The sequence below is a fragment of the Coleofasciculus sp. genome (assembly GCF_046565525.1).
GTDB lineage: Bacteria > Cyanobacteriota > Cyanobacteriia > Cyanobacteriales > Coleofasciculaceae > Coleofasciculus.
Genome location: NZ_JBKHUP010000021.1, coordinates 1 through 24,558 on the forward strand (window position 1 = coordinate 1; position 24,558 = coordinate 24,558).

Genomic DNA, 24,558 nt, shown 5'->3' on the forward strand with positions numbered 1-24,558 from the left:
AAGACCTAATTAGGGGTAACTCGAAAGGGCTGTGATTAGCTCAAGAATCCCCCGTCTTTCAAGCGGGGGAGTGTCAAAATAGAAAGCACAAACCTAATTGCCTCAAATACTGCTTGTGACTGTTTCTGCCTTTGCCGCTGAACGCTTACTCTTTACACCGACTCCCCCGCAAACCGATGCTATCCCCACCATCTTTGCCTTCCCCAATGACTACACCGTGGGGATTACCAGCTTAGGCTATCAGGTGGTTTGGGCAACCCTAGCCGAGCGATCTGACCTCCAGGTAAGTCGCTTGTTTACCGATTGCCATGAACCTTTGCCCAGACAGCCAGAGTTACTCGGCTTTTCATTATCATGGGAACTGGATTATGTCAATATTTTGTCCCTACTAGAATCCTTAGAGATTCCGGTACGATCCGCACAACGGAATGAGCAGCATCCCCTGGTGTTTGGCGGCGGACCCGTACTAACCGCAAATCCTGAACCCTTTGCTGATTTCTTTGATGTGATTTTGTTAGGGGATGGGGAAACCCTATTAGGGGATTTTATTGAGGCTTATAAAGAAATTCGCCAAGCCAATAGAATCGAGAAATTGCGGCGATTAGCCCAAGTTCCAGGGATATATGTTCCCAGTTTGTATACCGTAACCTATCAGGAGCAAACAGGCGCGATCGCATCCATTCAACCCGTCGATTCCCAGATTCGGGCCACCGTAACTAAGCAAACCTATCGCGGTAATACTCTATCCGCCTCCACCGTTGTTACCGAAAAAGCCGCTTGGGAAAATATTTATATGGTGGAAGTGGTACGCAGTTGCCCAGAAATGTGCCGCTTCTGTTTGGCGAGTTATTTAACTTTGCCCTTTCGCACGCCAAGTGCAACTGATTCGTTGATTCCAGCGATTGAACGCGGATTGACAGTAACTAAGCGCATTGGCTTACTGGGGGCGTCGGTGACTCAGCATCCAGAGTTTGAGGTGTTGCTGGATTATCTGGCAAAACCGGACTATGATGATGTCCGCTTAAGTATTGCCTCAGTGCGAACCAATACCGTTACACCTAAACTAGCGGAAACTTTGTCGAAACGGGACACGCGATCGATTACTATTGCTGTGGAAAGTGGTTCGGAACGATTACGGCAAATTATTAATAAGAAATTGCATAATCAAGAGATTATTCAAGCGGCAATTAATGCTAAAGCTGGGGGATTAAAGGCACTCAAAGTTTATGGGATGGTGGGTATTCCCGGAGAAGAGATGTCTGATGTGGAACAGACAGTAGCGATGATGCAGGCGATCAAAAAAGCCGCCCCAGGTTTACGCTTAACTTTGGGATGCAGTACCTTTGTTCCCAAAGCCCATACACCCTTTCAATGGTTTGGCGTGAATCCCGCCGCCCAGAAGCGGTTGAAGTATTTGCAGAAAGCCTTGCGATCGCAGGGGATTGACTTTCGCCCAGAAAGCTATAATTGGTCAGTGATTCAGGCGCTAATCTCTAGAGGCGATCGCCGATTGTCGGAGTTGTTAGAATTAACACGGCATTATGGCGATTCCGTGGGTAGTTTTCGGCGGGCTCTCAAGCAGTTAAAAGGAAAGTTGCCAGAATTGGATTTTTATGTCCATGAGAATTGGTCAACAGAGCAAATACTGCCTTGGAGTCATTTACAAGGGTCTTTACCTCAAGGTACATTATTAAAACATTTGGATGCGGCGATGTCTATTCGTCATTAGTCATACTCGCTTGCGCGAGAAGCAAGCTACGTCCTTTGTCATAAGTCCTTCGATAAGTCATGCAAGATTTAAAAGCAGAACTCGCTCAATCCGTTGATGAAGCCGCCTGGGATTGGCTGGTTCCTCACGCTAAACGAGATGTTGTGATCGTGGTGACGCAAGAGTTAGATATACTTGATGTTGGAGTCGCGATCGCGAATGATGATACCTTGTCTGTCCAGTCTTGGATTAGTAACCAACAGCTTCACAAACCTTTTCCCAATCAATTAGCCGATTGGAATAGCGATCAAAGCAAACGGTTTCAAGCTTTGATTGTTCAGCCCTATGTTTTAGTCCAAGAACTCGCCGCCTAAAAGGTTGCTTGGTTTCATTACAATTAGCGGTCATGTAGAGACGCTGCATAGAATGTCTTTACTCTTATAAGTTCTATTTTTTGAGAAAATTGGATGTCTGACCCAAAGTCGCTCCAGTATATCCCGTAGTTACCCATAATAAAGCTCTCGCACCATCCCGCAGGGATTTCTCAATGGGTTCCGGATCACGTCCTAAGGACACAGGGACGGGTTTAATCGTGATCCCGCGACTGCCAAACACAATTTCACCAATTACACGCGCACGCAGCATGTGATCATCAGCCGTAATCAAATAGACACCATCGATACCTTGGGCTTTCAACTCATCCACCAACGTCGTAAAGTTGGTTACTGTATCGGTAGCACGGCGATCAATATGGAGAAGGTTGCGGGGAATTCCGGCTTTGGCGAATACCTTTTCGGTGTACCAAGACGGACTACCCGACGATACCCAGATGTGAAGATTGGGGTGCTGCTGGGCGAAATCAGCCGCAAAGAGTTCTCGTTCTTCTTCTCCCCCTAAAACCAAAATAGCTTCCGGCTGGATCAAATAACTTTGAATTTGCTTATAGCCACACAATAGCGAAACCGCCAAAATCGGCATCAACCAGGGCAGTAATCTAACTTTAGAGCGCCGCGATCGCGAAAACAAGTGTCGCCGTTGACGCAAAGACATCCTCAAAAGCATGAATAAATAGATGAATCAGGTGGTATCAAGGAGGAACGCTCTTTTGGGCGGAACCTGAAAATGCCCTCGACATCGCAAGTTACCAGTCTAAAGGTACGGTTAACCGCAATGCAATCCATTACTGGAAAAGTTCAACGATCCCTTCCAAACTTTCCACCCTAACCCTCTGCTAGTCCGTACAGATTTTGACACTCACTCCCCAGAGGCTTCTTGCATCGCGTCTGGGACATAGCGATTTCAACCGAAAACTTTTCGGTCTACTGATATTCTCTTAACCACGGGACTGGCCGGATTCGAACCGGCGACCTAGCGCTTCAGATTGGTGTGAGTTTCCTCACTCTCTGGACTATTCCTTCACCTTGGGCTTGTCGCCTTTAGGTGGTAGCCGTTCTGTTTAAGGACGTTTGTACTTTATAGAGCATACTTTCGTGGATGTAAGGACGAATGAAAGCTAAAAATCGTTTGCCTTCCTTCGTTCCCATTCGCAGACGATAAAGACCTTTCCCTTTACTCAGCCCCCACTTAAATCCCCAAACCTCTGCAAAATAAGAAACAATGATCTCATTATGGGGTTTCGAGAGATAAGTATTGAGATTAAGCGTCAAAGCATGAACCTTTCCGTCTTTTTTCGGGAAGGACTTAGAACCATCATCCATAAACCAGATGGCTATTCCCTGGGGGGTTAAGAGATTCAGGAACTTCCGAGTGATTGTTTTCGTTCCAGCTTGATAAAGCTTCTTAACCAAGACCCGCGTCAGCGGAATCAACTTGGGTTCCAGGCGAATCTGCTTATAGCCCTTCCTTGTACTCCAGCGTCGGATACTGACTGGTTTTCCGGTTATTTGTTCGAGAAGCTTTTTCTTAAATAAGAGATACTCCTCATGTTTAGATGAAGTCTGGATAAAGAAGTTTTTTTGATTTCTTTTTCCATCACCTAATAACAGTCCAGCCAGAATCCCGCGTTGCTCTACTTTCGATGAGACATTGTAGTCCATCTTTTATTGGCTTCCTTAAACCAGTCTCTGCACCTTCCGATTAGTTATAAGGTTGGAGTTTTGCCAGATTGACTTAAACTCCAACTAATCGGCTTGGCTCAAGATTACCTTATCTGTTATCAGACTTAGGCTTCCTTGAATTTGACTACATTCACTCGTTAGGTTTCCCTGACGGTGCCCGATTTTTCAGGAGGCGCTTGCTCTATCCATCTGAGCCACAGCCCCATTTCAACTCAACCATTATACCCAATAGTTTCTCCATAGTCTTCCCTGATCCCCAACTTCTGCAAAAAATCGGGAATCTAGGAAATCCAGGGCAATTTTGCCTGAGCTGTCCAAGCCTCATCCCAAGGTTCCCCACCCACTTCTAATCCGCAAAGAGAGCTATCGGCTTTGAGAATCGTTTTAGCAGTTCCCCCGCGTCGCGATCGCAGTTCCAGGGTAAGCTTACCCTGCATGGTATCGCGGCAAATAAAGATTAAACCCTGTTCCGTTGGGGCACGCAGGAGAGTACCCGGTTGATTTGTCGTACTGATTAACTCAACCTCATACTCAGCATTGCGGGCTTGCATTTGCCAGTCTCCCCAAGGCTGAATTTGCCAGCGCACTTCTGCATTCCAGGGGACAAATTCATAAAATTGCCCTTGATAGTGGATACCAATTAACGCCGCTGATTCCATCCACCACAGCACTCCCCGCCTACCCCCACCCGCCGTGAGCGCCAAGTCAGGTTCATTGTCAAAGCTGTTGCAATTGAGCCAAAACCACTTTTGTGGAAAAGAACGTCCCCAGTTTTTTTCGCCGTAAGCGGGAGCATTGGTAAACTCGTAGCGTTGACCCTTCCACTCAATCCAACCCGTCGCCCAGCCGTGAGCCATCAAAATCTGCCAACCGGGTTCAAATATCTGGAATGACGATAACCAGCCTGCTGTTGATTGCTCAGGTGCATCGCGACTCGCCCAACCATAGATGGGTTGAATTTCATAGCGCCAATGGCAGTAATCCCCCGTGGCGGGATCACTAATTTTACCTTGATTCAAGGTAGCGGTGGCTTGATACCCTTGGTGGATATGATTGTCAAAGGTGGCGGGATCTAAATATTGGGCGGGAATTGCTAAGTCTGTTTTCCCCCAATGTCCTAGGGCTAAGGATGTGGGAGATGCCCAAAATTGCTCAACATCTGGAAAAGTACGGCACAGATAACCATCCTCAGGACCCAAAATTTGAGCGGCGCCACCGGTGTGGGGTTGACCGCCGATGGGATCTTCAATGGAATACATGAAGCCAAAGGTCTGACCCCAATCGGGTAAGGTGACTCGATAGTACCACCCTTCAAAGAAGCGAGAACTACTTCCATCCCAGTGATAACCGCTATGGGGGGTTTGCAGGAGATTGGCGAATTGGTTCATTCTTTATGGTTTAACAATCCCAACAAGATAATCAAGGGCGAACCTGGATACAAATTATGGAACCGAGGGCGGGCTAAAACTTTACCAAAACTTTATAGAGGATCAGTATCATTCATAAATATTACGCCATAATTATGTAAAGCACTGGGAGGATAATAATTATGTCACGTTTGGTTATCAATTTTTAAGATTAGTTAAGTGTTCGTGAGGATCAGGTAGCCCAGCTAAGGTGGCGAATCAAACGCCGACTAAGAATGGAGCGATCGCGGCTGCAACATCCTAAAGTTAGCCCAAGCCAACTCCTTAGACAACGTTATTAAAAATGGTTCAAAACCCTGCTAGTTCGACAAATTCCCTAGCTGAATTTTCTACACTTACGGAACTGCTACGTTGGAGGGCGCTGCAGCACCCAGACAAGTTAGCCTATAAGTTTCTCATTGATGGCAAGCCAGAAGGACCCGAACTCACTTATGCAGACCTTGACCGTTTAGCCCGGGCGATTGGGGCTTGGCTGCAACAGCATAGTGCTAGAGGTGAACGTGCTTTACTCCTCTATCCCCAAGGATTAGAGGTGATTGCTGCCTTTTGTGGCTGTTTATATGGGGGGATAATTGCGATCCCTGTCCCGCCTCCGGATGGGGGACGAATGAAGCGCACGTTACCCAGACTGCGCTCTATTGTTCAAGATGCCCAAGCCTCTATTTGTTTAACCACAGGTCGAATTCTTTCTCTGCTGGAGAATGGACGGGAGGAGTTTCCCGAATTCGACCAAATGCAGTGGCTGGATACTGAACAGGTCGATCTCAATCTGGCTGAAGCATGGCAAGATCCACAAGCAAGTCGGGATGATCTAGCGTATCTCCAGTACACATCAGGGTCTACCTCCACACCCAAGGGGGTAATGCTATCTCACCATAACCTGATGTTCCATTCCGGCTATCTTAATCAAGCCTGCGGTTACGATGCAGATAGCGCCACCGTGACTTGGATGCCTTACTTCCACGATTACGGGTTAGTCCAAGGCATGGTTCAACCCCTCTATAACGGGACGCCCTGTTATGTAATGTCGCCCTTTTCCTTTATTAAGCAACCGATGCGATGGTTAGGGGCAATTACCCATTATCGGGCAACTCATAGCCAAGCGCCTAACTTTGCTTACGATTTGTGTGTGCGGCGGGCAAAACCCAAACAACTAGCAAAACTGGATTTGAGCAGTTGGCAAGCGGCGGGAAATGCGGCGGAACCGATTAACCCCAAAGTGATGCAGTCTTTCTTTGAAACCTTTGAACAATGTGGGTTCCGTTGGAATGCCTTTGCCCCTGCTTATGGACTAGCAGAAGATACCCTGCTGGTATCCAGTAAGCCATTGCTCACCCCGCCGGTTCTTTGTATCCTTGATGCGTCTGCTTTAGAAAAAAATCGGATTGTTCCCGTATCCAGCCCCCAAGAAGGGGTAAGGATGTTACCCAGTTGTGGGCGTCTGGTTTGTGATACTCAAGTCGTTATCGCTAATCCTGATACATTGACACAATGTGACCGTGATCAAGTAGGGGAAATTTGGGTGAAAGACCCCAGTGTGGCGAAAGGGTACTGGCAACGTCCGGATGCGACAAAGGAAACATTTCAGGCTTACCTGACAGATACCGACGAAGGTCCGTTCTTACGAACCGGGGATTTAGGATTTTTGCGGGACGGTGAACTATTTATTACCGGTCGGATTAAAGACCTGATTATTATCCGAGGTACTAATCATTATCCTCAAGATATTGAATGGACAGTCCAGCAGGTTCACTCCGCCTTGCGTCCTGATTATGGCGCCGCCTTTTCCATCGAGGCTGGCGGTGAGGAACGGTTGATTGTGCTACAGGAGGTTGAACGTCGGACTCAAGATGTCAACTTTGAGGAAGTAATTACGGATATTCGTCAAGCTGTAGCCGAGGAACATGAAATCCCAGCTTATGCGGTTGTCCTAGTTCAACCGGGAACAATTGAGAAAACCTCAAGTGGCAAAATTCAGCGCCTTGCGGCGAGAACTAAGTTCTTGAATGGAGAACTGGGTGTGATCGCGGATTGGAGTGAAAATCCGAAACTCAGGAGTAAGTTCCGCACCCTCCAGGGAGAAGTCGATGCTTTGGTGCAGCAATTACAAGTTCCCAAGTCTTAGGGTTGGTGATTGGGGATTGGTGATTGGTTAAAGATTTATTCCACCATATCGGGGCGGGTTTAGGAACATCAGGGTGACAAGTAAGGATAATCGTAAAACCCGCCCCTACGAAAAAACAAAGAGGGTACAAAGAAATGCATCAACTGAAACAGTATCAAATAGCACAAGCGCTAGAACGGGATTTAGGAGATCCGGCTCATCCAGAGAGTACGATGTCCTTCAAACGGGTGATGGAACTGGATGAGAGCGAAGAATTTCCTGAAGCTGAAGTGGATTGGCTTTATAACTGGAGACTTCAAGATTACTACGTCCCCGAAAAATGTGGCGGTAAATTTACCTCCTTTGAGGAATTCGTCGCCTTTGTGCGGGTAATGTCGCGGCGAGACCAAACGATCGCGATCGCATTTACCACCATGTTCTGGTCATTCCTCACCTGGATGGCGGGTACAGATGCCCAGAAAAAGAAACTTTCCCAGTTTATCCGCGAGGAAAAGGGGACGATGTGTCTTGCCTATTCCGAACGAGCCCATGGGAGTGACTTGATTGGTGGCGATGTGACTGCCAAAAAAGTTGAGGGAGGGTATCTCCTGAATGGGGAAAAGTGGCCCATTAACCGCGCTACCCGTTCCGGGGTATCGTTTGTTTTAGCCAAAACCAGTGAAGAAGAAGGCGCTCGTTGTCTCTCCTTATTTATGGTTGACAAACGTCAACTTGACCCCTCTAGCTACTACAACCTGCCCAAAATCCTCACCCATGGTATTCGCGCCTCAGATATGAGTGGGATTGGGTTTAAGGATTGCTTTATTCCCGAAGGGATACGCTTAAAAGACGAAGGTTCGGGTTTAGAACTTGCACTCAAGGGCTTCCAAATCACCCGCATGTTGTGCGCCGCCTTCTCTCACGGTGCTGCTGATACCGCCCTGAGAACCACGCTAAACTTTGCCATTAACCGGGTTGTTTATAACAAAACTGTTTTTGATATCCCTCAACCTCGGCAAACCTTAGTCGATGCGTTCATCGATATGTTGGTTTGTGATTGTGAAACCATTGGTGCCGCGAGAGGGTTTCATCTTATCCCCGAACAATTTTCCGTCTGGGCGACGGTGGTTAAATACTTTGTCACCATCAAACTAGAAGAGGTGATTAACAGTGTTTACGTCGTCCTCGGTTCCCGTTTCTATATGCGCGATGAGCATGATTGGGGCATTTTCCAGAAACTGCTGCGGGATAATTCGATTATCAGTATGTTTGATGGCAGCAGCGTGGTTAACCTTCATGCCCTAATTCTCCAGTTTCGCCCAATCGCCAAATATCGCTCCAGACGCAAGCAGAAGACTATGGAGGGTATCCAATCCCGTCTGGATGCAATTTTCTCCCTAGAAAAATCCGTCCCGCCATTTGAGCCAGAGAAGCTGGAATTATTTGGTCGGGGGGCTGACGATGTGCTGCAAGGGCTAGAAATTGCCCTGGAACAACTCCAGGCGCTGAAGACAGAAGCGGATGTTGACGCCGACGTACTGGAAAAAATTATCAGCTTAACTACCATTGTTCTAGAAGAACTCGACGCCTTTGATGAACGCATTGCCAACTCCGGATTTGAACATGGTCATGATCAAGATCCCGAATTATTTGAACTGGCGAAAAAATACTGCGACTTACACGCCGCCGCCGCATCGGTTCACACCTGGATTTACAACCGGAAAATCTTGGGTGAGTTCTTTAGCAAGGGAGAATGGTTAGTATTAGGACTTTATCGCCGCTTACGCCCCTGGCGATCGCTGCCCAATATTGTCCCGAAAGCGTACAGTGAAAATGTTGCTCAAGAACTGCTGAAGCTGCATCAGGAAAACAAAATGTTTTCCATTGTACCCATTCAACTAGCCCACACTGAAACACAAGAGGAAAAACCCCATGCAAGTGCACAACTCCAACTCCAAGCCTAATGACGTTATGGTTCAAAGTGACGTAGAAACCAAGAATCAGCCCGTTGATTCTGTCCAAGCGATTCAAAATTGGATGGTGAATCAACTGGTAGAACAACTATCCCTAGATGCCAAAAACATTGATGTCACCGAACCTTTAACCCGCTATGGGCTTGATTCCATTGATGCGGTAACCATTGTCGGTGAACTCGAAGATTGGTTAGAGGTGGAATTACCTTCGACATTGTTCTGGGATTATCCAACGATTGAGAAATCGGCTCAATACCTAGTCGCAGAATTCGATGTCTCGGCTGCATTAAACAACGCCGAACCCGTAGCCCCCTCGGATAATAAAGAAGTGGAACCCGAAGCATCCGAAAAATCCGGCAAAGGCTGGGGTGGATTTTGGAAAGGATTGGGAGGGTAGAGACGTGCCATGGCACGTCTGGGAGCAGGGGGAGCAGGGGGAGCAGAGGGAGCAGGGGGAGCAGAGGGAGCAGAGGGAGCAGAGGGAGCAGAGGGAGCAGAGGGAGCAGGGGAAGTTAACTCAAAAATCTACCTTACCTATTGCCCATTGCCCATTGCCTATTGCCCATTGCCCATTGCCTATTCCCTGTTCTCTGTTCCCTGTTCCCTAACAAATGACGAATGACGTAGCTTGCTTCTCGCGAAGCGAGTATGACAAATGACAAAAAAGGAGGAAGCTGTTAATTGAATTTTTCTGACTTTTCCTTCTGGTGGGTGCTACTGCTTTACGCCATTCCTTTCTTTGCCATTCGCTATGTTGGCAAATCACTGAAGCTGTGGCGAGACAACTTTGACACCATCGGTTTGGCGGTGATGTCACTGATGTTGTTTTTGAATGCCAGTCGCTCTAGTTTCGCCATCTTTATTGTTGAAGTAGTGTTCAACTACTTCATGGTACGGCTGATGCTCCAGCGTCGTGGAAATGGTGCCAAGTTAATTGCCGCGATTGTGATTATCACGGACATCGCTATCCTCGCCTACCTAAAATACTTGACATTTTTTGCCGAAGATGTATTTGGCATTGTTGTACCGGGATTCAGGAACAATTGGGAACAAAACTTTCCCTTGCCCATTTTTCAACAGATTCCTCCTGGGGTTTCGTTCTACACCTTCCAGATGGTGGCATTTGTGGTCGATTCGCTCAGACCTAAATATAAAAAACCCATCGCTTTTCTGGATTACATTAACTTTATTGCCTTCTTTCCGCAGATTGTCGCTGGACCGATTGAACGACGGGCTGACTTATTACCCCAAATTCAAGGGTTTCGCTTTAAATTCACAGCAGAAAATCTTGAGTTAGGATTACGATGGCTATCTTTGGGCTTCTTTATGAAGTTGGTGCTAGCCGATAATATCGCCCCCTACATTAACTTACAAGAAACCGCCAATCCCTGGATTGTTTGGTTCTTTGCTTACTTATTTACCCTGCGAATCTACTTTGATTTTGCCGGCTATAGTTTCATGGCGCTGGGTGTGGCGAGAATATTGGGAGTTCAACTAACCGTGAACTTCCTGGCTCCCTATACCTCCGTCAGTATCCAGGAATTTTGGCGGCGATGGCACATTACCCTGAATAACTGGTTTCGCGACTATGTGTTTCTACCCCTAATGGGTTCTAAAAAACAATTAGCCGCCTTCTTTTTATTCATCACCTTTACCCTATCAGGGTTCTGGCACGGTGCGGCGTGGAATTTTATTATTTGGGGCGCTTATCATGGAGCGTTACTGCTGCTATTGCGATATACAGGGAGACCTTTTCAACGCTTGATCGGAAAAGGAAAGCAGGTGTCCCGTTTTCAGTTTATCTCTTGGGCGCTAACCTTTGGAGCCGTGACGCTGGGGTGTCTGTTCTTTATGGAAACGGATATTCTACGATTACTCTCAAAGTTACGAACGATTATTACCCCATGGGCGTATTCTTTATCAAATTTAGGCGAATTCTTGAGTTCCTATAGTCTCAACGAAGGCGCTGTATTAATTGTCACACTCTTGCTAGCAAATGGTGTGTTATTTATGGAACATCTCGCCGTTTGGCAGAAACGTAAGTTTGAATATGAATTGTTACTATTGCCTTGGGTATCGCGGGTTTTACTAGGATTAACCATCTTATTCGCGGCGAATCAGCCGTCTGAGTTTATTTACTTTGAATTCTGATGTGGAAATCATTAAAACTGACCAGTTGGATTGCGGTTGCTGCGATCGCGTGGACAATAGGTTATATTTACAACGCCCGCTATGGTGGAGAGTTGAGCTGGCTACGCATGATGTACGAAGACAAAATCGCGTTAGCCGAGAAGGTGGAAGCGCCGCGACGTTTATTGATTACTGGGGGTTCAGGGGCGCACTATAGGATAAACTCCGAGTTGATGGAACAGAAACTGGGGATTCTAGTGCTGAACCTCCCTGAAGACAGGGAAATTCCTAAACTAGACTTTAGGAATGAACAATGAACCATGAACCATCTATTCACATCTGTATTCTAGGCGGGGGTTTTGGTGGACTTTATACCGCCTTATACCTGCAACGGTTTCGCCTGTTTAAATCACCAAAGTATAAAATTACATTAATTGATCGCAAAGATCATCTGGTGTTTACGCCCTTACTCTATGAACGGGTTACCGAGGAACTGCAAGCCTGGGAAATTGCACCCCGTTACCAAAACTTAATAGACAACACAACGATAGACTTTTGTCAAGGAAATATTCAGGCTCTCGATCTAGAAAAACGCCAAGTTAAGCTGCAATTAGAAACCCTATCAGAATTAGGGCAAAATCTCAGAATCGTAAATTATGACTATTTAGTATTAACCGTTGGTGCCGAGATGCGCTTGGAGGGCGTACCGGGTGCAGCGACGTATGCTTATCCCTTCCGCACCGTTACTGATGCGGAACGCCTCAACCAACAGCTTAACCAGTTGGAACAGTCGAATTTGCCGCAAATTCGCATCGCCGTGATCGGTGCAGGACCGAGTGGTGTAGAGTTAGCTTGTAAACTGAGCGATCGCTTGCAGGAACGGGGACAAGTACGACTGATTGAACGGGGTCAGCAATTGCTGAAAACCTTTACCCCTTACAGTCAGAAATCCGCCTATCGCGCCTTAAGTGCCCGTCGGGTACAAATGGAGTTTGAAACCAGCGTAGAGGTGATTGAAGCGGATCAAATTACTCTAATTAATCCGAACGGAAAAACCATTATGCCCGTTGATCTGGTGTTATGGACAGTGGGAACTCGTTCCATTGAATGGGTACGCCATCTTCCTTGTCAGCAGAATCCTCAAGGTAAGATACTCACCCACCCTACTTTACAGGTTGTCGGCTATCCAGAAGTCCTCGCCCTAGGGGATATGGCAGAAATCCCAGATTATCCAGGTCAACTCCCCAAAACCGCACAAGTAGCTTACCAACAAGCGGATTGTGCAGCCAAAAACCTGTATCGGGCGGTTAGGGGTAAACGTTTAAAGCCGTTCCGCTATTTACATTTAGGAGAAATGTTGACCTTGGGAAAAGGGGAGGCGGTAGTTTCCAGTTTTGCCCTGAAGATAAGCGGTCGTTTGGCTGGTATTATTAGACAATTAGTCTATCTTCAGCGATTGCCCACCCTGCGCCATCGCTTATGGGTATTGCGGCATTGGGTGGGTCAATGGTTGGTGAATCTGAAACGGCAATTGGCAAGGCTATTCTGGAAGCGTCGCCGACGAAGGACTGTTAATCGTTGAGCTTGACGGTTAATTTTTTGCTAGCTGGATTAATTGACGTCGCTCTGCTGGTGGGATACTGGACAACGTGAGTTGTGGGGAAGGACACCTCGGTAGGAGATGAAGTGAGTTCAAGCTATGTAGCGGAAATTTGAAACAAAAGAACATCTACATCATGGCAGACGGTGATAACACCTATGAGGTCGCAGCAATGCGTCAATTGTTGCAGCGCCTGTTAGGAGAGCAGCTAGATAGGGTTATCGGTATGCGCCGCACAGAGGCTAGAGAGAGTGCTGCCTACTGTCGTGGTCATCGGGGCGGCAATGCCAATCGCCAAACGCCAAATTTAATAGTTAATCAAAAATTGATGCTAAGTAATATTACATGAAAATTTTAACAAAAATAATTTTAATTTCCTTACTATGGATTACCGCCGTCAACTCAGGAACGCTTGGTGTTCTCGATACTGATCTCAGATTGCAGATGGCTCATGCCTGGTGGACGGGGACTGAAGAAGTACAAGTATCCCCAGATTATCAATTCAAGGTGCGGGGAGATATTCAAGCTGGAGTTATAGGAACTGGTGGAAGGCGTTACATCGCTTACGAACCGGGACAGTCTTTCCTTATGCTTCCGGGTGACTGGTTAGGAACCCAGTTGCATAAATTTTTCCCTAATCTACCCTCAAAAACTGTCCGGGATTTAACGGTTAACGTTTTAATTTTTATTCCCTTAAATGTGGCGGTTGTAGTTGCTTGTTTCTGGTTACTCCGGCTTTTTGATTTTGAAGAACGAATTGCCGGATTAACCAGTCTTACCTTTTTGCTGGGTACGACAGTTTTACATTACGCTCAAGTGCATCAGCATAATAATCAACTGTTGCTACTGGCGATGATTGGTTATGCCAGTGCCTTAGCTTATGTGCGAACTAAACGTCCTGGCTTTGTCTTCATTAGTGGACTGGCTTTAGGTGGTGCGGTATTGATCCGAATTACTAGTATTATTCATGCTTTGACGGTAGCACTTTTTCTAATCGGGTGTCTAGCTTATCAAAACCGCGACCTACTCAAACTGATGAAGACGGTAGGATTATGGAGCATCGGCTTCATTCCATTTACATTACTTGGGCGCATTTTCGATTATATCCGCTACGGGAGCTTGTTGGCTACGGGCAAAAGGGTGGAAAAGCAGCAGTTAGGTACTGATCCAATTTGGGTAGGTTTACCGGATTTACCAGAGAATTATCCCTTAATCAATAACCCAGTTGAGGGGATTATCGGCTCCCTGCTATCACCGGCAAAAAGCATTTTTATCTATGACCCATTACTTCTACCGTGTTTAACACTCGGTATTCTTCTGTGGCGGAAAGTTTCACCATTTATGCAGTGGTATCTGGTGACTGGAGTTTTAAATTTAGGTCTACATATAGTTGCCTACAGTCGTTTTGTTTTCTGGCATGGGGATCATGCTTGGGCAGCCAGATATCACGTTACCTCTGTTCATCTCTTACTCATCCCTCTTTTGGCTTTATTTATACAGCATCTTCTATCGGCTAAGAAATTAAAGGCTTGGTTGATGAGAGGAATCCTGGCAATTGCTATCCTGGCTCAAATAGCATCGGTGGCAATGCCCATGAACTTAGAAATTTATCAAAAAAAGGTAGGAATGCCAGGAACTCGTTTTGATGCCCGTCTAGCTCAACGCTTGAATAATATTGTTTGCTTGATAGATGGGTCTTTCACAGAAGGATGTGTCGAGATGAATCCGGAACAAAAAGGATTTGTAGAGCATTTTAATCACATATCCTTTTTACCATTTAACTTGAGAAAAGAAGCCGCAGAGAATCCGGAATTATTAAAACTTTCACAAATTTTATTAATTTTTTGGATAGTTGTGGTAACTTTGGCGATTGGGACGACGCTATGGTTCTGTTACGTCGGCTGATGAGAGAGGTGTTGGCTTGCTGTTTAAACCGTTCTTAGGAGACTAAATAAGGTATACTAAATCACTATTGAGACCTAGTCTCATTCCCCCTTGTCAAAATCTCGGCTTATTCGGCGGGTTAGCGTAACGGAGGATTGCCTATTGACTGGCAAATTACATCGTCTTGATCAATAAAGCTCACTCAATCGTTTCTTTTTTTCCCATATCGATAAGAATTGGTTATGAACAATCCTCTGGTTCTCAGCGTTCTGATTTTGATATCCGTCTCCTTAAACTCGCTCGGTCAAAGCCTTCTAAAACTAGGAGCTGGTCAGAATCCTCTAAATCTTTATCTACTCGGAGGTATTACGGCTTATGCAGTGAGTACAGTATTTTATGTGCTCGTTTTGGGTAAACTTAATTTATCCTTGGTTTATCCCTTAGTTATTGGATTAACCATTACAGCAACCACTTTATCTGGAACGATTCTTTTAAAAGAACATGTTTCCTATACGCACTGGGTAGGCATTGGTTTAATATTGAGTGGAATTTGCGCGATCGCTTTTGGCAGAATTTCTTAAACTGATTAAAGTAAAAAGATAGAGGATATTTATTAATAGACCCTAAAAATAAAGCTGCCCTTACACAGCAAGCTTACATCATTCTATTAATAAAATTACTGAAATTTTTTCTACAGCCCACACCTATTCCCCACGCCCAAGATGCTATGAAAAACCAGATGAACAGAAGTTTGCTCCTAAAAATGATCTGTGTTAAATTCTGTCGGAGAAATGCTATCATTCAAAAATTCAGGCTAAATTGGGAAAACTAGGACTTGAGAAATGACGGATTCATTATCGTTTGAGACCTATCAAGCAAAAATCCTTTCATCAAATCCACTGGCGTTATCGGTAGTTGTACCTATTTACAATGAAGTTGCTAGTATACCGCACCTAGTTGACGCTGTAGCAACCAGTTTAAGTGCCAATCAGCTTTCCTACGAAATTGTCTGTGTCGATGATGGTTCCCAAGATGGTTCCACAGAACTCCTCCTGGAGTTAGCACGCAGCCGCCCGGACTTTAAAGCGGTGATTCTCCGCCGAAATTACGGTCAAACCGCCGCTATGTCAGCCGGATTTAAACATGCTCAAGGTCGCGTTATTGTGATGATAGATGGTGATTTACAAAATGATCCGGCTGATATTCCCGCCTTACTCGCCAAAATAGAAGAAGGGTATGATTTAGTCAGTGGTTGGCGCAAAGAAAGACAAGATGCGGCTTTAACTCGACTCCTCCCCTCTAAAATTGCCAATTTGCTTATTGGAAAGGTGACTGGCGTCAAATTACATGACTATGGGTGTTCCCTTAAAGCCTACCGTTCTGAACTGGTGGCGGATATGAATCTCTATGGCGAGTTACATCGATTCTTGCCAGCGTTAGCTTACATTGAGGGAGCCAGAATTAGTGAAATTCCCGTGCGACATCATGCCCGTCGTTATGGTACAAGTAAGTATGGATTGGGGCGAACGTTTCGTGTGGTGATGGATTTATTGACCGTATTTTTTATGAAAAAATTCCTCACTCGCCCCATGCATGTCTTTGGACTATTCGGCTTGCTTTCCTTCGGTGTCGGATTGTTTTTAGGGCTATATTTAACGATACTCAAACTAGGTTTTGGGCAGAGTATTGGTGACCGACCTTTGCTGATTTTAGCTGTTGTTCTGTTATTAGCAGGCGTCCAGTTATTTAGCTTTGGTCTATTGGCAGAAGTGTTAATGCGAACCTACCATGAATCCCAAGGGCGACCAATCTATCGGGTGCGGGAGGTGGTTGGGAGGAATTATGAATGATGACTCCTTACCCGCCACTAACGGCTGTCGCTAAACCGAGACGCTAGGAGGGCGGGTTTAGTCAAGTTATAAGTTGAAAGCCAAAGGTTATTGGTAAAACCCGCCCCTACAATTGATTGCTATTCTAGGAAGTCCACAAACGTTCGCTGATAAGGGCTAGTCCAGCTGCGCTGAGTTCTGCCAAAATACTAACAAGGCGAAATAAGGCAACCCCTGTAAGGATGAGAACAGCAGACAACTGCTGATCTAAAAGCGCGATCGCAGTGGCTTCAAATACACCTAAACCTCCCGGTGCGCCAGGTACGACTAATCCCAGTAACCAGGCGAAACTAAATGCACTCAGTAACGGCAGAATTTGACTGGGAGTAATTGATCCTAGCGCCAGTAAAGTAAATATAAATCCGGTTCCCCGAAATCCCAAAAAGCCCATTTCACCCAACAATGGCAATAAGGGATAGCGTTCAATGTAGAAGTCTCCCGTATCTGTAACCTTCTTGGAACGGCTTAAGCGTTGAACAATGGGATTGAGAACTCGCGGATGAACTCCCAACAACACCACGATTAAGCCCAAAATTTGTAAACCCCACATCCGGCTATCAGACGCCGTGTTAATCCACCCCAATCCGCCACTAATTAACGCGATCGCTAACGCCGCGGCTGCCATTAACAGGGGTTCGAGTAACACACTGATACTAGCAGCACCCACTGATCCCCCCGCCCCCCTCACCGCTGAAATTCGACCATAGAAATGCCACACATTGCCAGGTAAATATTTAGCGATATTAGTTTTCAGGTAAACCTGTAGCGCCCAACGCACTCCTATGGGTTGCTTAAAAGCCTGTAAAATCCACGTCCAAACCCAACCCGACCAAGTATGTGCCAGAAGCGTAACCAAAAGTGCGATCGCCAGCATTGTCCACCCCTGGGGATCAATGCGAATTCCAGCAACATCTCGCCAATGATCTTTAAAAGCTTTGGCGATAAAAAACAGCGTCCCGCCCAGAATGACCCAGCGAATGTAGGGTTTTATCGACGACCAGATTTTTTTCATGGGCTGGGCAATTTTTTGATATACCAATTTATACCAAATTTGATTGTAAAGACGTAGCAGGCTACGTCTGGAAAAAGGTTGGGGCGGGCGCGAGTCACATCTGGATGAGGTAAGAAGCGATAATAGTCAAACCCGCCCCTAAAAATGCGTGACTTTTGACTTTATTTACTGATTGAAGCAGCTAACGCAGCTATGGATTGTTCAACGATAGTAGCGGCGGCGTCTACTTCCTCAGCCGAGACGATCAAGGGCGGGACAAAGCGCACCACCTTAGGACCTGCGGGTACTAACAGCAATCCTCGTTCCATCGCCGCTTTCACCACATCCACAGCCGTAAGTTCCACATCCGCGTTCAACTCCATCCCATTAATCAGTCCCCAACCGCGCACCTCAACAATCAGATGGGGATAGTTCATCGCGATCGCTCTTAAACGAGTCCGCAACTGTTCGCCCCGTTGCTGAACGTTTTGTAGAATATCTTCCCGTTCCAACGTCTGAGCGACAGTTAATGCAGTAGCACAAGCCAAGGGATTCCCGCCAAAGGTACTCGCGTGATCCCCAGGTTGAAACACATTACAGAATTGCTTACACAGCATCGCCCCAATTGGAACACCGCCAGCTAATCCCTTAGCGCTGGTAAAAATATCTGGCTCAATCCCTAAATTCTCATATCCCCAGTACTTACCCGTGCGACCCATACCGACTTGTACTTCATCTAAAATCAGCAAGATCCCCGTCTCGTCACAGATTTTCCGCAAGCGCAGGAAGTACTCCAACTCTCCTGGACGCACACCCCCTTCTCCTTGCAGAGGTTCCAGCATCACCGCCGCTACTCGTTGATCCCCTTCATCCAATTCTGTGATCGCATTTTCCAGGGCGCGGATATCGTTATACGGCACATAATAGAATCCCGGCACCAAGGGGTCAAAATTCTTCTGATACTTTGGCTGACCCGTTGCTGTAATCGTCGCTAACGTGCGTCCATGGAAACTGGCATTCGCTGTCAAAATTATCGGTTTCTCAATCTCTAGAACCGTGTGGGCGTATTTCCGAGCCAATTTAATTGCCCCTTCATTCGCCTCCGCACCCGAGTTACAGAAAAAGACGCGATCGGCACAGGAATGCTCAATCATCCACCGAGCTAAGTCTCCTTGGGGGGGAATATAGTACAGATTAGAAACATGGTGCAGGGTTTTGATTTGTTGCGTCACCGTTTCGATGAGAGCCGGATGGGCGTGACCCAAGGTACAGGTAGCGATCCCAGCTACAAAATCGAGATAATCACGTCCGGCTGTATCCCAAACCCGGCAACCCGTACCCCGTTCTAGGGCGATGGGGAAGCGACTATATGTTCCCATCACGTTAGTATCGAAATCGTTGGGATTGTATGCAGTAGATACACCATCTGCTGATTCAGCAGGGATTCCGGGATTCTCGACGAGAGTTGGTCTAGTCACAAACATCATCTCCTAATTTGATTGGTCATTTTTCAGGGAACAGGGAACGTTTTTCCGAATGTAGGGGCGGGTTTCACTATTATCGTTTTTTTCCTGCCCTGATGTGACTCGCGCCCGCCCCTACCGAAGTTTTGAGTTAACTCCCTTGTCTCCCCATCTCCCCCATCTCCCCTTGCTTCCCCATCCCCTTCAGCTTATTTTCACCCGATCGGTAGAGAGGAAAACACTGACCTGTATGAGATTCTGTATATAGCCCATTGAATTTCCCGCTATAATCCATACACCTATGCTGTTGAGTAGTTTGTAATCAGGGCAACAACTAGCCAAATTGCTTCTGGTAGCCTTAGAATCAGTATTTTCTAATCCTAAACGTAGAGAAGGTATCGAGATGAGGGGTGCGCCTTGGATGGCAACTCCCATTCAAATCGTCTCCGCTGTTGAGCTGTAAAGCCCAGAGCTACAGCCAATTTTGAAAAAATTTCTTGAGAACGCTCATTTATATTCAGTCCATCGGCTCAATCTGATTTGCCAGAAAACTCAATCACAATTTTCCATAACACTCCTACTTCAAACCTAACTATGACTATCGCACAATTGAACCCAACTTCTACTCGTCAGTTTACAGAAGATACGGATTTTTCTCACCCTCAGACTGATCAAATCTCAGACAATGACCAAAATCTTGTAGAAGTCGAATTTTCCGACTCAGAGACTCGTTCGGGAAAAACGCGGCAATCTGGCTACCATAAAACTAGCTCTGATGATACAGTAGGAGCTTTCTTCAAGGAGATGGCGCGTTATCCCTTGCTGAAGCCAGAAGAAGAGATCGAGTTAGCCACTCAGGTTCAATTCCTGGTAGAAATGGACGAGATGACTGAACGCTTGCACCAGGAGTTGGGGCGCAAGCCAACGAATGCGGAACTGGCTCAATCTTTTGATCTCACCGAACGTCAATTTGAAAATCGCCTCTACCGAGGACAGATATCTAAGCGTAAAATGATTCGCTCCAACTTACGCTTAGTCGTTTCCATCGCCAAGCGTTATCTTAACCGGGGAGTTCCTTTCCTAGATTTAATTCAAGAAGGCGCATTAGGGCTCAATCGGGCGGCGGAGAAGTTCGATCCCGGCAAAGGTTACAAATTCTCCACCTATGCTTATTGGTGGATTCGTCAGGCGATTACCCGTACCATAGCCAACGACGCCCGTACCATTCGCTTACCGATTCACATTGTCGAAAAGCTGAATAAGCTGAAAAAAGTGCAACGGGAACTCAAACAGCAACTGCAACGGACTCCCAACGAAACCGAACTTGCAGAAGCCTTAGAGATTAGCCGCACTAACTTGCGTCAGTTGTTACAATTACGTCGGCGATCGCTCTCCCTCAACCATCGGGTGGGTAAAGGCGAAGATACAGAACTTGTGGATTTGCTAGAAGATAATGATTTACACTTGCCCGAACAGCAGATGAGCGAATCCATGATGCGTCAAGAGATTTCCGATGTCTTGAGTGATGTTCTCACCGAACGGGAAAAGGATGTCATTTCTCTGCGCTATGGGTTGGCTACTCCTGAAGCCTACACCTTAGAGGAAGTTGGCAGCATGTTCAACCTTTCCCGCGAAAGGGTACGTCAGATTCAGAGTAAAGCCATGCGGAAGCTGCGCCGTCCTCAAGTTGCTCGTCGCCTACAAGGGTGGTTAAGTTAGGATTGGTTCTGTATCTGTAGTAAGCGCTGTCTTCGCTGATGGCACACTTCGTGCCAACTACGAACGAACAATGAATAAGTTGAAGATACGACCAGCTACCCCAACGGATGTGCCAGTGCTGTTTGAACTCATTCAAGCACTAGCTGAGTATGAGAAGCTGTCTCACCTAGTCACAGGGACTGTGGACGCTCTCCACGACCATCTGTTTGGCGCTAAACCTTATGTTGAGGCAATTCTGGCAGAGTATGAGGGGCAAACGGTAGGGTTTGCCCTGTTTTTCTCTAACTATTCCACCTTTTTGACCAAACCGGGCATTTATATTGAAGATTTATTCGTGCGCCCGAAATTTCGGCGTCAGGGTATCGGGAAGGCGTTGCTAACCTATGTTGCCCAACTAGCGGTAGAACGGGATTGTGGGCGCTTAGAGTGGTCAGTATTGGACTGGAATGAACCTGCGATCGCGTTTTATCAGCGTCTAGGTGCTACAGTGCTACCCGACTGGCGCATTTGCCGAATCACAGGCGATGCGCTCCCCCAACTAGCGACACAAACCTTATATAATCATTAAATTCGTTTACAACTTATGTCGCCAAGGCTGATGAAATATCAAAAACCGTGTTTTTCCTCTTGCAGTCAGTGATCCCAGTCTTTTACCCCACCCTTGAGTACGTGCAGTTAAAGCTGTTCGACTGGTAGGGAATCACCGTCCTTGTAGGGCGGTGAGGATGTCAAAAAATTAAGTAGATCGACTTAAGATGAATGGCACTAAAATAAACATTTTGGGATCGCCCAAACCCTTGATATACAGTCTGGTGGGCATTGCCCACCAGACTTAAGTCAGTGCCATTTTACTTAAGATTTTGATTAACTGTTTCAGGAAATGAGGAGAACATCATGATTTGGGTGAATGAACAGGTTGATCCCGGAGGTCTGATTTATTCGTGCATCGCTTGTTGTGATGAGGCTCAAGCCAAAGACTGCCACGAATCGTTCCAGCAGAACTTGACAGCAGAGCAAAAATCAGCAGGTTGGGTGGCGCGTCTGAGAACTGTCAGTTCCTGGGATGAAGTGCCAGTCAATTCGTTGAAGCTGGACTGAGAATATCTGTATAATCTGGATAATCTGGGATTGTAGGGGCGTTGGCGAAAATAGGGAGCATATCACCCTTGATTCTCCTGTAGGGGCGACCCGCTTGCACAAATCACCAACGGTGTCCACTCAATTTGCTTGGGTTGCCCTGGACTTAACCCCGTATATGAGAAAGTGTTTCTTGAGAGTTATGTGCTTAAGTTGACACCAGTGACCGACGTGCGCTCATAACATCCGTCAATGCCCACTCCAATTGGACTTTAAGGTTATTGGCATTTGTACAAAATATCATTAAAATCAGAGGATTGGAGGAAAGCTACCCAAGGACAAATGACCAATGACCAATGACCAATGACGCAAGAACTGATAATTGAGGCAGGTCGCACCGAACAACAATATTGGAAGGACTTGTGGCGTTACCGGGAATTATTCTACTTTCTAGCATGGCGAGATATCCTAGTACGATACAAGCAAACCATCATTGGCATAGCCTGGGCATTAATTCGACCCTTTTTAACGATGGTGGTATTTACGATAGTTTTTGGTAAACTGGCAAAGTTACCATCTGAAGGAGTCCCTTATCCGATTTTGGTATTTGCGGCGATGTTACCCTGGCAGTTTTTTTCCAATTCCCTTTCCGGGTGCAGCAATAGTTTAATCAGTAATGCCAATTTAATTGCCAAGGTCTACTTTCCCCGCTTGATTGTGCCAGCAAGTTCTGTGATTGTCAGCTTTGTAGATTTTATGATATCAGGGATGATTTTGCTAGGCTTAATGGCATGGTATGATTTCTTACCCAGTTGGCGAATTTTGACACTACCATTTTTTATTATAATTGCATTTGCGGCATCAATGGGGGCAGGGTTATGGCTAGCCGCGCTGAATGTAAAGTATCGGGATTTTCGCTATATTGTTCCGTTCATTGTCCAGTTTGGTTTGTATATTTCACCCGTAGGATTTAGTAGCACGATTGTGCCTCAAGAGTGGCGGTTAGTTTATTCCCTCAACCCTATGGTCGGGGTAATCGATGGATTTCGTTGGGCAATTTTAGGGGGAAACGCAAGAATTTACCTGCCAGGATTTCTACTTTCATTGGGATTGGTTTTTGGAGTATTGGCAAGCGGGGTGTGGTATTTTCGTAAGGTAGAACGGACGTTTGCGGATGTAATCTAGATATTTTCAGTGGATAAGCTAACTAGGTAATGGGTAATGTCTGACACGGTGATTCAGGTCGAGAATCTCGGTAAGAAATATATTATTGGGCATCAGCAGCAGGAACGTTACACGGCGCTGCGGGATGTAATGGCTAATGGGGCGAATTCTCTTGGACAAAGGTTGCTGAACCCTTGGGGAAAACAGATAGCTAACCCTGCTTATGAGGAGTTTTGGGCGCTGAAGGATGTGTCATTTGAGGTCAAGCAGGGAGACAGAGTAGGGATTATTGGGCGTAACGGGGCAGGAAAATCAACGTTATTAAAGATTTTAAGCCGGATTACGGAACCGACAACGGGGAGGATTCGGATTAAAGGGCGAGTAGCGAGTTTGTTGGAAGTGGGAACAGGGTTTCACCCAGAGTTGACAGGACGGGAGAATATTTTCTTAAACGGTGCGATTCTGGGAATGAGCAAGGCGGAGATTAAGCGGAAATTTGATGAAATTGTAGCGTTTGCTGAGGTAGAAAAGTTCTTAGATACGCCAGTGAAGCGGTACTCATCAGGAATGTATGTGCGGCTAGCGTTTGCGGTGGCGGCGCATTTGGAACCGGAGATTTTAGTTGTAGATGAGGTGCTGGCTGTAGGAGATGCCCAGTTTCAGCAGAAGTGTTTGGGGAAAATGCAGGAGGTGGGAAAGGAAGGGCGGACAGTTTTGTTTGTCAGTCATAACATGGCAGCTATGGAAGCTTTATGTGTGAGTGGGATTTTTTTAGAAGGGGGGCAAATAAAAAAAATAGGTTCGGCTCAGGAAGTAGCAGTTCACTATCAAAAAAATATAAAAATGAATACATCAGTACGAAACCGAGAAAATGTTGTTGGTTTTAGTGAAAAACATCAAATAAAAGTTATTAATTTAAAAGCTTATTTTACACCCAACAAACTTAAAGATGCTTTGGATTTAAAAATAGAGTTTGATGTTGTATCTTCAAAGCATTATACAAATATCGGTGTTGGATTAATTCTATCTACTTTAGGGGGCGTTCGTGTCACAATGATGGCTCCTGCCTTTACTAACTACATTATTGAGACATTAGAACGAGCGACAAAGTGTATTTTTGAATGTCGCAACATTCAAAAGTATCTAGGAGGTGGAGATTACACGATTAGTATTTGGTTGTCAAAACCAAAACTTGAAATTTTGTTAAGAATTGAAGACGCTTTAATACTGACAATTCCGGCTCGCGATATTTTTGGTACGGGTACATATTTTGAATCTCATATCCATGGTTTAGTGCCTTTACCTCTAAACTATAGAAACAAAAAATTAACGACTGAGTTAAAATATTAAA

General features: G+C 45.9%; 23 protein-coding genes. 18 read left to right on the top strand and 5 right to left on the bottom strand.

Annotated features, from left to right (window positions below; all coding sequences use genetic code 11):
* Positions 1-115: 115 nt before the first annotated feature.
* Both ACLGGO_RS09730 and ACLGGO_RS09735 read left to right on the top strand, forming a co-directional pair.
* Positions 116-1,729 (top strand): B12-binding domain-containing radical SAM protein, encoded by a 1,614-nt coding sequence (locus ACLGGO_RS09730; protein ID WP_446419157.1) that lies wholly within the window; start codon positions 116-118, stop codon positions 1,727-1,729.
* A gap of 59 nt (positions 1,730-1,788) precedes the next feature.
* Entirely contained in the window at positions 1,789-2,082 is a 294-nt protein-coding gene (locus tag ACLGGO_RS09735) for a DUF2288 domain-containing protein (RefSeq protein WP_446419158.1), read from the top strand.
* Positions 2,083-2,155: 73 nt separating this feature from the next.
* Here ACLGGO_RS09735 and ACLGGO_RS09740 read toward each other — a convergent pair whose 3' ends face one another.
* From ACLGGO_RS09740 to ACLGGO_RS09750, 3 genes are all read right to left on the bottom strand, one after another.
* Entirely contained in the window at positions 2,156-2,770 is a 615-nt protein-coding gene (locus tag ACLGGO_RS09740) for a YdcF family protein (RefSeq protein WP_446419159.1), read from the bottom strand.
* A gap of 374 nt (positions 2,771-3,144) precedes the next feature.
* The gene (locus ACLGGO_RS09745; RefSeq protein WP_446419160.1) at positions 3,145-3,765 is read right to left on the bottom strand and encodes an LAGLIDADG endonuclease; all 621 of its coding nucleotides are present in this window, start codon (positions 3,763-3,765) and stop codon (positions 3,145-3,147) included.
* Positions 3,766-4,067: 302 nt separating this feature from the next.
* Positions 4,068-5,174 (bottom strand): tocopherol cyclase family protein, encoded by a 1,107-nt coding sequence (locus tag ACLGGO_RS09750; protein ID WP_446419161.1) that lies wholly within the window; start codon positions 5,172-5,174, stop codon positions 4,068-4,070.
* Positions 5,175-5,496: 322 nt separating this feature from the next.
* Here ACLGGO_RS09750 and ACLGGO_RS09755 point away from each other — a divergent pair, with 322 nt between their 5' ends.
* The 11 genes from ACLGGO_RS09755 (at position 5,497) to ACLGGO_RS09805 (ending at position 16,754) form a co-directional block, all read left to right on the top strand.
* On the top strand, positions 5,497-7,338 hold the full coding sequence (locus tag ACLGGO_RS09755; protein WP_446419162.1) for a fatty acyl-AMP ligase: 1,842 nt from the start codon (positions 5,497-5,499) through the stop codon (positions 7,336-7,338).
* Between the two features lie 134 nt (positions 7,339-7,472).
* Positions 7,473-9,281, top strand: coding sequence for an acyl-CoA dehydrogenase (locus ACLGGO_RS09760; protein ID WP_446419163.1), 1,809 nt, complete (start codon positions 7,473-7,475; stop codon positions 9,279-9,281).
* On the top strand, positions 9,250-9,687 hold the full coding sequence (locus ACLGGO_RS09765) for an acyl carrier protein (RefSeq protein WP_446419164.1): 438 nt from the start codon (positions 9,250-9,252) through the stop codon (positions 9,685-9,687). Before ACLGGO_RS09760 ends, ACLGGO_RS09765 begins: the two co-directional genes overlap by 32 nt.
* A 9-nt stretch (positions 9,688-9,696) precedes the next feature.
* The gene (locus ACLGGO_RS09770) at positions 9,697-9,912 is read left to right on the top strand and encodes a hypothetical protein (protein WP_446419165.1); all 216 of its coding nucleotides are present in this window, start codon (positions 9,697-9,699) and stop codon (positions 9,910-9,912) included.
* Between the two features lie 59 nt (positions 9,913-9,971).
* Positions 9,972-11,441, top strand: coding sequence for an MBOAT family O-acyltransferase (locus ACLGGO_RS09775; protein WP_446419166.1), 1,470 nt, complete (start codon positions 9,972-9,974; stop codon positions 11,439-11,441).
* Positions 11,441-11,737, top strand: coding sequence for a hypothetical protein (locus tag ACLGGO_RS09780; protein ID WP_446419167.1), 297 nt, complete (start codon positions 11,441-11,443; stop codon positions 11,735-11,737). The genes ACLGGO_RS09775 and ACLGGO_RS09780 overlap by 1 nt, the downstream gene beginning before the upstream one ends.
* A complete protein-coding gene (locus ACLGGO_RS09785; protein ID WP_446419168.1) occupies positions 11,734-13,002 on the top strand; it encodes an NAD(P)/FAD-dependent oxidoreductase in 1,269 nt (422 codons plus the stop codon). The genes ACLGGO_RS09780 and ACLGGO_RS09785 overlap by 4 nt, the downstream gene beginning before the upstream one ends.
* A 154-nt stretch (positions 13,003-13,156) precedes the next feature.
* A complete protein-coding gene (locus ACLGGO_RS09790) occupies positions 13,157-13,369 on the top strand; it encodes a hypothetical protein (protein ID WP_446419169.1) in 213 nt (70 codons plus the stop codon).
* Positions 13,366-14,925 carry a hypothetical protein gene (locus ACLGGO_RS09795; RefSeq protein WP_446419170.1) on the top strand — a complete coding sequence of 520 codons (1,560 nt, stop codon included), beginning with the start codon at positions 13,366-13,368 and terminating at the stop codon, positions 14,923-14,925. Before ACLGGO_RS09790 ends, ACLGGO_RS09795 begins: the two co-directional genes overlap by 4 nt.
* Before the next feature lie 221 nt (positions 14,926-15,146).
* Positions 15,147-15,485, top strand: a complete 339-nt coding sequence (locus tag ACLGGO_RS09800; protein WP_446338719.1) for an SMR family transporter — start codon at positions 15,147-15,149, stop codon at positions 15,483-15,485.
* Positions 15,486-15,746: 261 nt separating this feature from the next.
* Positions 15,747-16,754, top strand: coding sequence for a glycosyltransferase family 2 protein (locus ACLGGO_RS09805; protein WP_446419171.1), 1,008 nt, complete (start codon positions 15,747-15,749; stop codon positions 16,752-16,754).
* A 124-nt stretch (positions 16,755-16,878) separates the two neighbouring features.
* Here the strand turns inward: ACLGGO_RS09805 and ACLGGO_RS09810 are convergent, their stop codons facing one another.
* A complete protein-coding gene (locus ACLGGO_RS09810; RefSeq protein WP_446419172.1) occupies positions 16,879-17,805 on the bottom strand; it encodes a UPF0104 family protein in 927 nt (308 codons plus the stop codon).
* 161 nt (positions 17,806-17,966) lie between these two features.
* Positions 17,967-19,268: an acetylornithine/succinylornithine family transaminase gene (locus tag ACLGGO_RS09815; RefSeq protein WP_446338751.1), complete on the bottom strand. Its 1,302-nt coding sequence runs from the start codon at positions 19,266-19,268 to the stop codon at positions 17,967-17,969.
* Between the two features lie 573 nt (positions 19,269-19,841).
* On the opposite strand from ACLGGO_RS09815, the gene ACLGGO_RS09820 reads away from it, so the two are divergent.
* The 5 genes from ACLGGO_RS09820 to ACLGGO_RS09840 all read left to right on the top strand — a co-directional run bounded on the left by ACLGGO_RS09820 (position 19,842) and on the right by ACLGGO_RS09840 (position 24,557).
* Positions 19,842-20,966, top strand: a complete 1,125-nt coding sequence (locus ACLGGO_RS09820; RefSeq protein WP_446419173.1) for an RNA polymerase sigma factor, RpoD/SigA family — start codon at positions 19,842-19,844, stop codon at positions 20,964-20,966.
* Positions 20,967-21,036: 70 nt separating this feature from the next.
* Positions 21,037-21,534 (top strand): N-acetyltransferase family protein, encoded by a 498-nt coding sequence (locus ACLGGO_RS09825; RefSeq protein WP_446419174.1) that lies wholly within the window; start codon positions 21,037-21,039, stop codon positions 21,532-21,534.
* A 323-nt stretch (positions 21,535-21,857) separates the two neighbouring features.
* Positions 21,858-22,064 carry a glycogen debranching protein gene (locus tag ACLGGO_RS09830; RefSeq protein WP_446419216.1) on the top strand — a complete coding sequence of 69 codons (207 nt, stop codon included), beginning with the start codon at positions 21,858-21,860 and terminating at the stop codon, positions 22,062-22,064.
* A 342-nt stretch (positions 22,065-22,406) separates the two neighbouring features.
* Positions 22,407-23,228 carry an ABC transporter permease gene (locus ACLGGO_RS09835; RefSeq protein ID WP_446419175.1) on the top strand — a complete coding sequence of 274 codons (822 nt, stop codon included), beginning with the start codon at positions 22,407-22,409 and terminating at the stop codon, positions 23,226-23,228.
* A 36-nt stretch (positions 23,229-23,264) separates the two neighbouring features.
* Positions 23,265-24,557: an ABC transporter ATP-binding protein gene (locus ACLGGO_RS09840; RefSeq protein ID WP_446419176.1), complete on the top strand. Its 1,293-nt coding sequence runs from the start codon at positions 23,265-23,267 to the stop codon at positions 24,555-24,557.
* The last annotated feature ends 1 nt before the right edge of the window (position 24,558 follow it).